This is a genomic window from Micromonospora sp. NPDC049230 (assembly GCF_040647875.1).
In the GTDB taxonomy this organism is placed as follows: domain Bacteria; phylum Actinomycetota; class Actinomycetes; order Mycobacteriales; family Micromonosporaceae; genus Micromonospora.
Window position 1 is genome coordinate 1 of sequence record NZ_JBEZCZ010000020.1, and the last position, 12,913, is coordinate 12,913.

The window sequence follows — 12,913 nt, forward strand, 5'->3', positions numbered from 1 at the left end:
GGGGGGGGGGGGGGGGGGGGGGCCGGGGGGGGGGGGGCGGCGCGCCCCCCCCCCCCCCCCCCCACTCTCGTCGGTCGAGCAGCGGTCAGCGCAGACAGACCCAAGCGGTGCACAGCGTGTACCCGACGGTGCGCGCGCACAGTTGGACCGGGCCCGGTGGTGGGACGCCCAACGAGAAGAAGCCAACCTCGTCCACCGACGCCTCGTCGTAGATGCCGGAGGCCGAACGGGCTCTCACCCGTCCGCCAGCGGGCGGGGAGAACTGCCCGACGATCCCGGCGTCGCTCACCTCGATCTCCACCACCACCGACCCGCTGCGGAAGGAGAGCGTCCGCGCGGACGAGGCAGAGCGGGTCATTCCCACCATCCCGGCGTCGACCGCCGAGTCGAACGTCAGCTCGGCGACGGCCAGTTCCGCGTCCGCGGTACGCCATGTGAACGCTGCCAACGCCGCGCTCAGGTAGGCCTCCGAGACCAGCCCGGTGTCCCACAATGCCGCACCCAGCTCCGTCGTTAGCGCATCGTCATCGACCGGCGGCCACGGCTCCATCCGGCTCACCCCCGTTCGTACCGATGACGGGTGCGCCGAGAAACTCGACGATCGCCGGACATGCCCGCAGCCTACGCAGGCAACGGGCCTGGGTGGGTCCGATGCTGCCCACCGGAACGCCCAACCGCTCGGCGATCTCCCGGTAGCTCACCGGCGGGTCGGCCGTCAGCAGCGCCAACAACGCCTGGCAGCGCGACGGAAGCTGGACGAAACCCTCGCGCAACGCCTGCCGCCGTTCCGCGCGCAGCAGCTCGTCGTCCGGGCCGCGAGCCATCCCCGCCAGCTCCCGGGAGAACCCGTCGTAGGTCTCCAGCGACTGGTCGTACGGGTCGACGGGCTGGGCCCGGCGGTTGAGGCGGGACAACCGGTAGCACTCGCGCCGGGCTGTGGTCGCCAGCCAGCCCGGCAACGCCTCGGGTTCGCGTACCCGGCCCAGTTGCTCCACCAGGCGAAGCCAGACGGTCTGGTTGACATCGGCCGCATCCGCCCGACTGAGGTCGTACGCCCGGATGACCGAGTACACGATCGGGGTGTACCGGCGTACCAGCTCGGCCCAGGCCGACTCGTCCCCGCCGGCGGCGGCGGACAGCAGGCTGGTCGCGCTGGCACCGGTCACCGGGTCACCGCCCGGCCGTCGACACGGCTCATCCGACGAACACCCCGTAGTCGGGATGCCAGCGGGGGGCGGCGAGCAGGGTCGTGCGCGCGGCGTCCGCGCTGAGGCCCGTGGCGGTCATCAGGGCGGCGAGCCGCCCGGAGACGTGTGCGGTGGCGAACGAGGTACCCGCCCAGCTGGCGAACCCGTGGAACTGCCGTACCGGCCGCCCGGGTAGCGACAGCTGCCCCTCGACGTACGTGCTGTGGCGCTCGCCCAGGGCGCAGGCGTCCACCCAGGGCCCGTAGCAGCTGTCGATCGCCGGCACCGGACCGCCGGTCGTCTGGCTGACCGCCGCGACCGCCAGCACCCGGTCCAGGGCGGCGGGCCAGAGCGGACGGCTGCTGCCGGCGTTGCCGGCCGCCGCTACCACGGCGCTCGTCGTCGGCAGCGCCGCCAGCGCGTTGGCCAGTGGCAGCGACGGCTGATCATCCAGGGTGTATCCGCCCAGCGAGAGGTTGAACACGGAAACCTGCGGTGCGAGCCGGCTCAGGGCGGCCACCACCGTTGCCTCGTCCCCCACCCCGGTCGGGTCCAGGGCCTGCTCCGGGTCGACGCGTACCCCCGGCGCGGCCTGCCGGACCACCCCCGCGACGAAGGTGCCGTGCCCGCCCTGCGGGGCGAGCACGTCGGTGTGGACGTAGAGCGGGTCCTCGTCGTCGAGCTGCGGCAGATAAGCACCGCCGAGCCACTGTGGGTGACAGGTGCCGGCCTGCTGCCAGATCCCGGTGTCGCAGATGCCGACGGTGACGTCCGCGCCCTCGCCGAGCCGGGTCGGGTCAGGCGGCGGCAGCGCTGCGGCCGGGCGGGGTGGCGTGCCCGGGTTTCCCATGATGTTGCCCAGGCCGAGCAGCACATGGTGCGGCTGCACCGCCGGCACCGGTTGGCCTGACCACTGCCGGGGGTCGCGCAGTTTCCCCACCACGCCGGGGATGTCGGTCTCCCGATCGAACAGCAGCCGGGTGACACCGGCGAAGCCGGCTCCGACGGTCACCCGATAATCGTGGGTGCGCAACCAGGTGGTCACCCGTTTGACGTCGACGTCGGCGGCGAGCAGTTGCCGGGGCCGGTAGAGGATCTCCCGCCCCGGCGCGGTGTACCGGCGCACGTTCTGGTCGGCTGCCAACGCCGCTTCGAAAACCTTCTGGTAGGCATTGGCGTCCGCATCGCCAGCGACCGCCCTGCCGGGGGGCGCTACGACGCCGAACGGTGCCGCCACAGCCAGCGCGGACAGCGCCAGGACTCGCCGTCGGGACAGCCGGCCGGCCAGAGCCGGCACGGTAGGGTGGTCGGACGGCGGCACGGAACCTCCATGCTCGTGAAAGAAGCGCGCCCACCGATGATGGGCGCGGCGAATTCCCCGATCGCCAATTATTCCGAACCATCGCCGGTTGTCAATTAAGCAATCGAGCAGGACACCCATTGACGACATTCCCGCGACGGATTCTCGACATTGACTCGCGGCTGTCCGTCGTGGACTCTCTTGGGCATGCCCGACAGCACCGGTTCCGGTGCCCCGGCGGCCCAGGCGGCACTCGACGCCGTCCAGCGATACCCACCCGAGGCGATCACGATCGCCAACCAGGTTCTCGCCGGCCAGACCGCCGACGACGACGAGCGCTCCACCGCCGAGCGGGCCATCGGCCTGGCCCTGCGTGAGCTCAACGACCTGACCGGCGCACTGCGCCACCTACGCCGGGCGGTACGGGCCGCCGGCACACCCCGTACCCAGGCGCTGGCCCGGATGAGCCTCGGGTACGTGCTGGCCAACGCCGGTCGTACCGCTGCGGCGCTGCGGGCCGTGACCGCCGCGCTGCCGCAGCTCACCGGTGCCGACGCCGGCCGAGCCCGGATGCAGCGGGGGGTGGTGCTGCACTACCGCGGCCGCTATGCCGAGGCGGTGCGCGACTACGGCATCGCCATCGACATCGCCCAACGCGAAGGCGACCCACTACTGGAGGCCCGCGCCCGCAACAACCGTGGACTACTCAACGCACATCGGGGCTCCCCCGGCGGCACCGACGACGACCTCTCCCGGGCGGCGGCGGTCTTCCGCCGGCTCGGACTCGACCTCGCTGCGGCAGACGCCCGCTGGAACAGTGGCATCGCCGCCGGGCAACGGGGCGAGATCGCCGTGGCGCTACGCTGCTTCGCCGAGGTCGACGAGGAGTACCGGCGGCTCGCCGTCCCCCGTCCGGCGCTGCTGCTAGACCGGTTCGAGCTGCTGCTGTCGGTACCGCTGCTCTACGAGGCGGTCGAGGTCGCCGCCGCCGCGGTACGGGAGCTGCACCGCAGAGGAATGGCCTCGGACCTCGCCGAGGCGCTGCTCGCCCAGGCCCGGGCCGCGCTGCTCGCCGACGACCTGGACACCGCGACTGCGGCTGCCGCCCAGGCCCGGGTCAGGTTCCGGCGTCAGGGCCGCCGCACCTGGGCCGCCTTCGCCCGGCACGTCGAACTGCGCGCGGAGTTCCGCCGGGGCACCCGGACGGCGGCCCTGCTCGCCGCGATGGTGCGGACCGCCGGCCAGCTCGACGCCACCGGGTGGCCGGGCCCGGCGCTGACCACCCGCATCGAAGCCGGCCTGCTGGCCGCCGCCTCGGGTCGTGTCGACCGGGCCGTGGCCCTGCTCGACCTGGCCGCCCAGGCCCGCCGTCGCGGCACCGCCCCCCGCCGCGCCCAGGGTTGGTACGCCTTGGCCCGGTCGCGCCGGCTCACCGGGGACGATTCCGGTGCGGCCCGGGCCCTGCGCCGGGGGCTGGCCGTCCTCGACCGGCACCGCACGTCGCTCGGTGCCACGGAGTTACGGGCGCACAGCGGGACGTACGGGCAGGAGTTGGCCGCCGAGGGCCTCGACATTGCGGTCCGCGCCGGCTCCCCGGCCCGGACCCTGGCCTGGACCGAACGCTGGCGGGCCAACACCCTGCGGATGCGGCCGGCGCTGCCCCCCGACGACCCGGACCTGTTCGCGGCGCTCACCGAACTCCGGCTCGTCAGTAGCCTGCTGGAGGACACCGTGCTGGCTGGCCGGCCGGCCCACGCACTGCGCAGCCGGCAGGCCCGGCTGGAACGGCGCATCCAGGACCTGGCCCGCCGGGTGCCCGGCGGAAGCGGCGTGGTGACCCCGCCCGGCGTGGGCATGCTCGCCGGGCGGCTCGGCTCCCGCGTGCTGGTCGAACTGGTCGCCCACGGCGACCGGCTCCGGGCGGTGCTGGTCCGCGACGGCCGGGCCAGCCTGCACGACCTCGGCCCGCTCGCCGAGGCGGTGCACCTGGTCCGGTGGCACCGGTTCGCCCTGCGCCGGCTGGTCACCACCGGCGACACGCCCACCGCGCGGGCCGGGGCCGGGCACGCCGCCGCCACCCTGGACCGCCAGCTCTTCGATCCGTTGCGGCGGCACCTCGGCGACCGCCCCCTGGTGATCGTGCCGGTCGGGGCCCTGCACGCCGTGCCGTGGTCGGGGTTGCCGACCTGTGCCGGACGTCCCGTGACGGTTGCCCCGTCGGCCACCGCCTGGCTCAGTGCGGACGGGCGGCAACCATCGGCCGGGCCCTCGGTCCTGGCCTGCGGGCCGCGCCTGCCGGCCGGCCGGGTCGAGGTACGCCGACTCGCGCAGGTGCTGCCTGGGGCCACCCTGCTCACCGGTGCGGACGCCACCGCCGACGCGTTGACCGCGGCGCTGGACGGGGCCGGCCTAGTCCACATCGCCGCCCACGGCACCTTCCGCGCCGACAACCCCCAGTTCTCCACCCTCGAGCTGGCCGACGGCCCGCTGTTCGCGTACGAGTGGGAACGGGTCTCCCGGCCGCCCGGCTGCGTGGTGCTCTCCGCCTGCGACTCGGGACTGACCGCGGTGCGTCCCGGCGACGAGGTCATGGGCTTCACCGCCGTGCTGCTCGCCCTGGGCGCACGGTGCCTGATCGCCACCGTGCTGCCGGTGCCGGCCGACCCCACCACCGGGCTCATGCTGGACCTGCACCGACGGATGCGGGCCGGCATCCGCCCCGCCCAGGCTCTCGCCGACGCCCAGCAGGCCTTCGCCAGCGCCGGCGACGGCACCGCCGGGGCCACGGCGGCGGCGTTCGTCTGCCTCGGTGCCGGTTGACGCCGCGCCGATCAGCCGCATCGGCCCGCAGGCCTGTGCGGCTGTTACGCGGAACGTGCTCGAGATCGCCATCCGAATCGCCGCCATGTCGGTAACGCCACCCGCTGGTAGGCACGGCGCACTGGAGGTGCTTTGGCTGCAAGGCAACACCTCCCAGGCTGTCGACGTCTTCGGTGACGGCGAGCCGTTTTCCCTAGCCGTCGGGCCAGCGACGGCTGCCGTCGGCGACCTCGTTCTCGGCCGGAGACTGAACGGGCGTGCCGGGGCGGTGCTCATCGGCGTCGGCCAGAGCCCACTCGCCCCGATGGCCACGGTGGCGCGGCCCGGGCTCTGCGGCTACCGGGGTGCTGATCGGATCGTCACTGTCTAATCCCACCTGATGCTTGACGGATCCGTCCCAGGTGTTGCTTGACGGTTGGTCTAGGTTCTGTTGCTGACCTTGCGGGGCCGCCGCCACGCAAGATGCCGAAATCATGGCGAGGTTCGTCCCATGTTCGTCGGGACCGTTATGGTGTGCGGTGGCACGAACGTTGCGAGGTGCCCTGCGCGAGTGGGGAGAATCGGGAAGCCGGTGTGAGTCCGGCACGGGCCCGCCGCGGTGACCGGGGAGCTGCCACCCACGCGTACCAGGCGCAGCCACTGACCCTGCGGGGTTGGGAAGGCGGGTGACCAGCGTAGATCCGGGAGTCCGAAGACCGGCCTCGCGCCATCGCCCCCGCCAGGGGCACGAGCGCAGCGGGAGCCTGCCTTGTACACCGGACTCTACGAGACCATCCACCGGCGCCGGGACGTACGTGCCCAGTTCACCGGGGCGCCGATCCCCGACGAGACGTTGAACCGGGTCCTCACGGCGGCGCACGCCGCGCCGAGCGTCGGCCTCTCCCAGCCCTGGGACTTCATCCTGGTCCGCGATCCCGAGCTGCGGCAGGAGTTCCACAAGCACGTACAGCGGGAACGGGACGCCTTCGCGGCCACTCTCGACGGTGCGGCGGCGGAACGCTTCAACCGGATCAAGATCGATGGCGTACGCGAGTCGACGTTGTCGGTCGTGACCACGTACGACCCGCAGCGGGGTGGACCGGCCGTGCTCGGCCGTCACGCGATCGCCGACGCCGGCCTCTACTCGGTCTGCCTGGCAATCCAGAACCTGTGGCTGGCCGCGACCGCCGAGCAACTCGGGGTCGGTTGGGTCTCGTTCTACCGGGAGCCGTTCCTGCGCGACCTGCTCGGCATCCCGGCCACCGTCCGCCCGGTGGCGTGGCTCTGCCTCGGCCCGGTCACCCATCTGGAGCAGACGCCGGACCTGGAGCGGCACGGCTGGCGCCAGCGACGCCCGGTGTCATCGGTGATCCACCACGATCGTTGGACGACGGAGTGACCGAGTGGTTGTGGCGGCGCTCCCGCGCCAGCCACCCCGCGTGTAGCTCGGCGATGCCGCTGGCAGCCGCTCCGTCCCGCATCCATAGTGGTTGGCCGCTCGGCGGATGGGATACGCGGTCCGGACGGGCGACACTGGCGAGATGTCAGCGAGGGGACACCGACCGTGATCGCACCGTCGATCGCCGTGGAGGGCCCGGCCTGGGGTGAGCCGGGGCTGACGGCGCGTGCCGGCCGATACCCGTTGGCCGTGGAGGCACCGGTCATGGCGGGCGTCGACATCCTCGTCCCCGGCGTCTCCACGCTGAGCCACTACGCCCGCCTACTACGCCCTCTACTGGGCGCTGGCCGCCCACGCGGAGGCCACCGGCCTGGACGAACAGCGGTGCCGGTGGCTAATCCGGCGGACCGAGGTGGCGCTCGCGGTGATCTCCCGGGCCGCCGGCACGGACGTTCCGGATCCGGCGCCGGCGCACGGCGTGGACGCCCTGGCCCGGCTCGCTCCGGAGCCGGGCCGCGAGTTCAGCGTCGCCGACCGTGAGGGCCAAGCGGCCATGCTCCGCCACCGGGTTAGCGTGCCGTCAACGGACGCCGATAACGCCAAATTCGGCGCGATTGGGGCCTCGGGGGCGATTCGAAACAGCTACCAGAACGGTGATGGCCGCAGCCGCCTGACGCAGCGGCGCTCCGAGAGCCCACCCCAGCAATCGATGAGCGCGCCGTAGAGCCCGCAACCGATCAGGGCCCGCAGCACGTGCGGCTGGTCCGGCCGGCCCTTCTTAGCGGCGTTCGAACAGGTCTCGCACCTCACCGCCCACGCGAGTGACAGTCGGGTGGATGGCCTCGCCCAGAAGCCGCCCGACGTCGCGGATGTCCTGGCGGACGGCGTCGTCGCGGAACGCGTTACCGGCGGCTTCGAAGGCCTCGTTCATGACCGCTCGCAGTCGATCCAGCGCTGCCTCGGTCTGTCCGTCGTCGCTGGCCTGCTCGACATGCATCTTCAGCTTGAGGGCCAGCGCCTCGGCCCGGTTTGCTACTTCCCGCCACTGTGCCGATGACTCGCTCAGGCCCAGGCCGAGCAGCCGATCACGTCTGTCCTCTTCGTACGTCGGCATCATTCGAGTCTGCGCTCGACGCCGCCGGACAGTCAGGGTCGGACGGCCCTCTACGCTGTCTGCGACACCGCGGCGGTCGGCGACTGACACCACCACCATCTTCGGCTGCCCTCCGAGTCAGTGTGGACGCTCGCCGAGCAGCTTGGTGGCCAGCACCGCTGCCTGGGTGCGGCGTTCCAGACCGAGTTTGGCGAGCAGGCTGGACACGTAGTTCTTGACGGTCTTCTCGGCGAGGAACATCCGGCCAGCGATCTCCCGGTTGGTCAGGCCCTCGGCCACGTACTGCAGGATCCGGCGTTCCTGGTCGGTCAGACCGGCGAGCTCGCGCGGCTGCTCGACGCCGTTGCGAATGCGCTCCAGGACTCGCTGGGTGACCGCGGGGTCGAGCAGTGACTGCCCGGCCGCCACCCGGCGTACCGCGTCGACCAGGTCGGTGCCCTTGATCTGCTTGAGCACGTATCCTGCGGCGCCAGCCATGATCGCCGCGAACAACGCCTCGTCGTCCTCGTACGACGTCAGGATCAGCCCTTTGATCGTCGAATCGACAGCCCGCACGTCGCGACACACGTCGATGCCGTTGCCGTCCGGCAGCCGGGCGTCGAGCACCGCGACATCGGGCCGCAGCGCCGGGATCCGCCGGGTCGCCTCCTGCGCCAGACCGGACTCGCCGACCACCTGGATGTCACCGGCCGCCTGCAACAGGTCAACCAGGCCGCGACGGACGACCTCGTGATCGTCGAGCAGAAAGACACGGATCATGCGTCCTTCCTACCCTGCCGTGCGGCTTGACACCAGCGGCGGCACCCCTTCAGGCGGAGAGCGAGGCCACGTTCCGGCACCGGCCGGGGCCTGTCGGGCCACGGAGAGCGGCCGTTCGGCACAGCCGGAAGCGACACACGCTGCCCAGGTGGGTGAGCGAGAAGCGCGTCCGCGACGGGCTGCTCGGTTCCGATGGCGCCAGTTCCCGCCAGGCCGGTTGGTCCTGCACCAGCTAGGCCGGCGAGGGCCGGAAGACCTGCGGTGACGGGACCTCACGCTCTACCCCGCGGGCGTGGGCAATCCGAGGATCGAAGCAGGACGTGAGAGGAGCCCGCCATGGGGGCGGGCCACGGAGATCATCGCCGAACCCGACAGCACGGCATGCGGCCGGACGCTCGAGGTCGCCGCGAACGCGGCACTGGTGGTGCTCAGCAACCGCAGGCACGGCACGGGTTCGCCAGCCTGTGGCTGGGCGCGGTGAGCCAGCGGATCGCCACCCACGCACCTGCCCCGCGCTGCGCGGGTTGAGCGCGGCCGGCCGTACCGAGAAGGGAGTCACGTCATGACCACCAAGAGGATCATCGTTGGTTACGACCGGTCGACCGAGGCTAGCGCCGCCGTATCCTGGGCGTTGGACGAAGCCGCCCGCACCGGCGCCCCGGTTGAATTCTTCTACGCCTGGGACTGGCCGACCTGGGCGCCCGCGGCGTCGATGATCCCAGCGCCGGCCGTCTGGCCAGACGGCGAAATGGAGCGTTCCCTCCGCGGCGGCCTCGATGAGGCGGTGAGCGCAGCGAAGCTGAGCCACCCTGGCGTCCGCACCACGATCTCCATCGTGCACGCACCCGCCGCGCTGACGCTGATCGACCGGTCCGCCGAGGCGAGCGCCATCGTGCTGGGCAGCCGTGGCCACCACGCGATCGCCGCGCTGGGGTCGCTGACCGTGGCGGTCAGCGCCCACGCCCACTGCCCGGTCGTCGTGGTACGCGGCGCGCCTGCGCCGGCTGCCCCCGTGGTCGTCGGTGTGGACGACTCCGACTGCGCCCGGCTCGCGCTGGAGTTCGCCATCGCGCAGGCCGCCGGGCGCGACGTCCCGCTGCGGGTCATCCGCGGCGGCACCTTCGCCGCCGGCCTGGTCGAGGAACGCCCGAGCGTGGCGGAGCAGATCATCCAGCAGCAGAGCGACGCCGTCCGCGAGCTACTGAACGAATGGCACCAGAAGTACCCGGACGTGCAGGCAACCGCGACATACCTGGCCGAACACCCGGCCGACGCGCTCACCGAGGCGTCCGCCGGAGCGCAACTGGTCGTGGTCGGCAGCCGCGGGCGCGGCGCTCTCCGCGGAATGCTGCTGGGCTCGGTCAGCCAGCACCTGCTGCACCGGTCGCCGTGCACGGTGGCGGTGGTCCGGGAAATCTCGCAGGCCTGAACCCTGGCCGTGAACGCTGGACCGCCTCGGCCGGCCGGGGCGGTCCAGCCGTCTCCAGCGGTCCAGCCCGTTGCAGCAAGGGCCACCAGCGCGTCGGCGTCACCGACGCCGCTGACCGCGACCGCCGACAGGCCGACGTTGCCCAGGTCCGACCCAGCGGCGCGGCAAGAGTTGCGGCCGATACGGCAGGGACCGTTGACGATGGATGCGACAACCCATGGTGTCCTCCGGAGCCGGCCGTCGTGATCGAGCCGCCCGACGCGGGCCACTGGTCCCGTCCTCGCAGGTCCATCGGCCGTGCCGCTACCGATCGACGGAGACCTACGTTCGAGAGGACGGACCGACGGAGGGCAGAAGCATGATCGTGACCTTGGTTGAGAACGCTCTCAAGGCGTTGGCCGACTACGACTCCTACGACCAGGAACAGGTCGACGAGATCGTGAAGAAGGCGTCGGTGGCCGCGCTCAGCCGGCACGCCGAACTCGCGATGCTGGCGGTCGAGGAGACTGGCCGCGGCGTGTTCGAGGACAAGGCGGTGAAGAACATCTTCGCCTGCGAGCATGTCACCAACCACATGGCCGACATCCGTACCGTCGGGGTGATCGCCCAGGACGACATCGTGGGGATCACCCAGATCGCCGAGCCGGTCGGGGTGGTGGCCGCGGTGACACCGGTGACCAACCCGACCTCGACCACCATCTTCAAGGCTCTGCTGGCCCTCAAGACCCGCAATCCGGTGATCTTCGCCTTCCACCCGGCGGCGCAACGCTGTAGCCAGGAGGCCGCCCGCACGGTCCGTGACGCCGCCGTCGCCGCCGGCGCGCCGGAGCACTGCGTCCAGTGGATCGAGGAGCCGTCGGTGGCCGCGACGAACGAGTTGATGCAGCATCCCGGTGTCTCGGTGGTCCTGGCGACCGGCGGCAACGCTATGGTCCGAGCTGCCTATTCCACCGGCAAACCGGCGCTCGGCGTCGGCGCCGGCAACGTCCCGGCGTACCTTGAGGCCTCGGCCGACGTGGCCCGCGCGGTCAACGACGTGGTGCTGTCCAAGTCGTTCGACAACGGCATGATCTGCGCCTCCGAGCAGGCCGTCATCATCGACGACGCGATCCGGCCCGCCGCACTCGCCGAGTTCCGGCGACTGCACGCCCACGTCGCGACGCCGCAGGAGAAGTCGCTGCTGGAGGCGCTGCTCTTCGGCTCCGGAAGACTCAACCCGGGCGTGGTCGGGCAGTCGGCGAGCTGGATCGCCGAACACGCCGGTTTCCCGGTCGCCCCGGACACCTCGATCATCCTGGCCCCGGTCGACCGGGTCGGCCCGGGTGAGCCGCTGACCCGGGAGAAGCTCTGCCCGGTGCTCGCCCTGCTGTCGGCCACCGGTCACGACCAGGCCTTCACGTACGCCGAGCAGATGGTGGAGTTCGACGGTCTGGGCCACAGCGCCGTCATCCACACGCAGGACGCGGATCTGGCCGAGGCGTACGGCCGTCGGGTCAAGGCCGTCCGGATCATCTGGAACGCACCGGCCTCGCAGGGCGGCATCGGCGACATGTACAACGCCTTCCTGCCGTCGCTGACGCTGGGCTGCGGCAGCTACGGCCACAACTCGGTGTCGCACAACGTCACCGCGGTCGACCTGATCAACATCAAGAGGGTTGCCCGGCGGACGAACAATCTGCAGTGGTTCAAGGTTCCGCCGAAGATCTACTTTGAGCCGAACGCGATCCGTTACCTCGCCGACATGCCCGACGTGCACCGGGTCACGGTGGTCACCGACCACACCATGACCAAGCTGGGGTACGTGGACCGCGTGCTGTCCGTGCTGCACCGCCGCCGCGAGCAGGTGGCTCTGCAGATCATCGACGACGTCGAGCCGGAGCCCAGCGTGCGCACCGTCGACCGCGGCGCCGAGTTGATGCGCTCGTTTCGGCCGGACACCATCATCGCGCTCGGCGGGGGCTCGGCGATGGATGCCGCCAAGGTGATGTGGCTGCGCTACGAGCACCCCGAGGTGGTCTTCGCCGATCTGCGGGAGAAGTTCTTCGACATCCGCAAACGCGCCTTCAAGTTTCCCACCCTCGGCGCGCTGGCCCAACTCGTCTGCGTCCCGACCACCTCCGGCACCGGGGCTGAGGTCACCCCGTTCGCCGTCATCACCGACACCGCGTCCGGCAAGAAGTACCCGCTCGCCGACTACGCCCTCACGCCGAGTGTGGCGATCGTCGACCCGGTGCTGGCCGCCGATTTGCCGGCGGTGGTCACCGCGGACAGCGGCTTCGACGCGCTCACCCACGCGATCGAGTCGTACGTGTCGGTGTACGCCAGCGACTTCACCGACGGCCTGGCCCTGCACGCCATCCGGCTGATCTTCGGCAACCTCGCCCGGGCCGTTCACCACGGTGCCGCAGACCCGCGGGCCCGCGAGAAGATGCACAATGCGGGGACGATCGCCGGCATGGCGTTCGGCAGCGCCTTCCTCGGCATCGTGCACGCCATGTCGCACACCCTGGGCGCCACCTTCCACGTCGCACACGGGCGCACTAACGCGATCCTGCTGCCGCACGTCATCCGCTACAACGGGACCGTGCCGAGCAAGCTCACCGGCTGGCCGAAATACGAGAGCTACCGGGCGCCGCAGCGCTTCGCCGACATCGCCCGCACCCTCGGGCTGCCCGCGGCGACCGACGCCGAGGCGGTCGAAGCTCTGGCCACGGCGATCGAGAGGCTGCGCGACGAGGTCGGCATCGAACCCTCGTTCGCGGTCGTCGGCGTGGACGAACGGGCTTTCCTCGCGGCGTTGCCGCAGCAGGCGCTCAACGCGTACGAGGACCAGTGCGCGCCGGCCAATCCCCGGATGCCGATGCTCGCCGACATGCAGGAACTGATGCGCGCCGCGTACTACGGATCGGCGACCGCCGCCTGAGCA

Annotated in this window: 11 protein-coding genes and 1 riboswitch; of the genes, 6 read left to right on the forward strand and 5 right to left on the reverse strand. The window is 71.7% G+C overall.

All coding sequences use genetic code 11. The features are described 5' to 3' along the window. Nucleotides 1-85: 85 nt before the first annotated feature. The 3 genes from AB0A95_RS18195 to AB0A95_RS18205 are packed head-to-tail and all read right to left on the reverse strand — an operon-like array spanning nt 86 to nt 2,508. Entirely contained in the window at nt 86-550 is a 465-nt protein-coding gene (locus AB0A95_RS18195) for a hypothetical protein (RefSeq protein WP_357556895.1), read from the reverse strand. After that, nucleotides 525-1,166: a sigma-70 family RNA polymerase sigma factor gene (locus AB0A95_RS18200; RefSeq protein WP_357556896.1), complete on the reverse strand. Its 642-nt coding sequence runs from the start codon at nt 1,164-1,166 to the stop codon at nt 525-527. The genes AB0A95_RS18195 and AB0A95_RS18200 overlap by 26 nt, the downstream gene beginning before the upstream one ends. A gap of 28 nt (nt 1,167-1,194) precedes the next feature. Next, nucleotides 1,195-2,508 carry a S8/S53 family peptidase gene (locus AB0A95_RS18205; RefSeq protein ID WP_357556897.1) on the reverse strand — a complete coding sequence of 438 codons (1,314 nt, stop codon included), beginning with the start codon at nt 2,506-2,508 and terminating at the stop codon, nt 1,195-1,197. 186 nt (nt 2,509-2,694) lie between these two features. Between AB0A95_RS18205 and AB0A95_RS18210 the strand changes: the two genes are divergently transcribed. The 4 genes from AB0A95_RS18210 (at nt 2,695) to AB0A95_RS18225 (ending at nt 7,409) form a co-directional block, all read left to right on the forward strand. After that, on the forward strand, nt 2,695-5,307 hold the full coding sequence (locus tag AB0A95_RS18210; protein ID WP_357556898.1) for a CHAT domain-containing protein: 2,613 nt from the start codon (nt 2,695-2,697) through the stop codon (nt 5,305-5,307). Further along, a complete protein-coding gene (locus tag AB0A95_RS18215) occupies nt 5,297-5,677 on the forward strand; it encodes a hypothetical protein (protein ID WP_357556899.1) in 381 nt (126 codons plus the stop codon). Before AB0A95_RS18210 ends, AB0A95_RS18215 begins: the two co-directional genes overlap by 11 nt. A 148-nt stretch (nt 5,678-5,825) precedes the next feature. Beyond that, a riboswitch (cobalamin riboswitch) is annotated at nt 5,826-6,026 on the forward strand. A 29-nt stretch (nt 6,027-6,055) separates the two neighbouring features. Beyond that, a complete protein-coding gene (gene bluB / locus AB0A95_RS18220) occupies nt 6,056-6,685 on the forward strand; it encodes a 5,6-dimethylbenzimidazole synthase (RefSeq protein WP_357556900.1) in 630 nt (209 codons plus the stop codon). Between the two features lie 412 nt (nt 6,686-7,097). Next, entirely contained in the window at nt 7,098-7,409 is a 312-nt protein-coding gene (locus AB0A95_RS18225) for a hypothetical protein (protein WP_357556901.1), read from the forward strand. A gap of 54 nt (nt 7,410-7,463) precedes the next feature. Here AB0A95_RS18225 and AB0A95_RS18230 read toward each other — a convergent pair whose 3' ends face one another. Together AB0A95_RS18230 and AB0A95_RS18235 are read right to left on the reverse strand one after the other, a co-directional pair. After that, on the reverse strand, nt 7,464-7,799 hold the full coding sequence (locus tag AB0A95_RS18230; RefSeq protein ID WP_357556902.1) for a hypothetical protein: 336 nt from the start codon (nt 7,797-7,799) through the stop codon (nt 7,464-7,466). A gap of 117 nt (nt 7,800-7,916) precedes the next feature. Beyond that, nucleotides 7,917-8,558 (reverse strand): response regulator transcription factor, encoded by a 642-nt coding sequence (locus AB0A95_RS18235; RefSeq protein ID WP_357556903.1) that lies wholly within the window; start codon nt 8,556-8,558, stop codon nt 7,917-7,919. A 562-nt stretch (nt 8,559-9,120) separates the two neighbouring features. Here AB0A95_RS18235 and AB0A95_RS18240 point away from each other — a divergent pair. Next, entirely contained in the window at nt 9,121-9,987 is an 867-nt protein-coding gene (locus AB0A95_RS18240; protein ID WP_357556904.1) for a universal stress protein, read from the forward strand. A 358-nt stretch (nt 9,988-10,345) separates the two neighbouring features. Continuing rightward, complete coding sequence (adhE, locus tag AB0A95_RS18245; RefSeq protein ID WP_357556905.1) at nt 10,346-12,910, forward strand: bifunctional acetaldehyde-CoA/alcohol dehydrogenase; 2,565 nt, start codon at nt 10,346-10,348, stop codon at nt 12,908-12,910. The last annotated feature ends 3 nt before the right edge of the window (nt 12,911-12,913 follow it).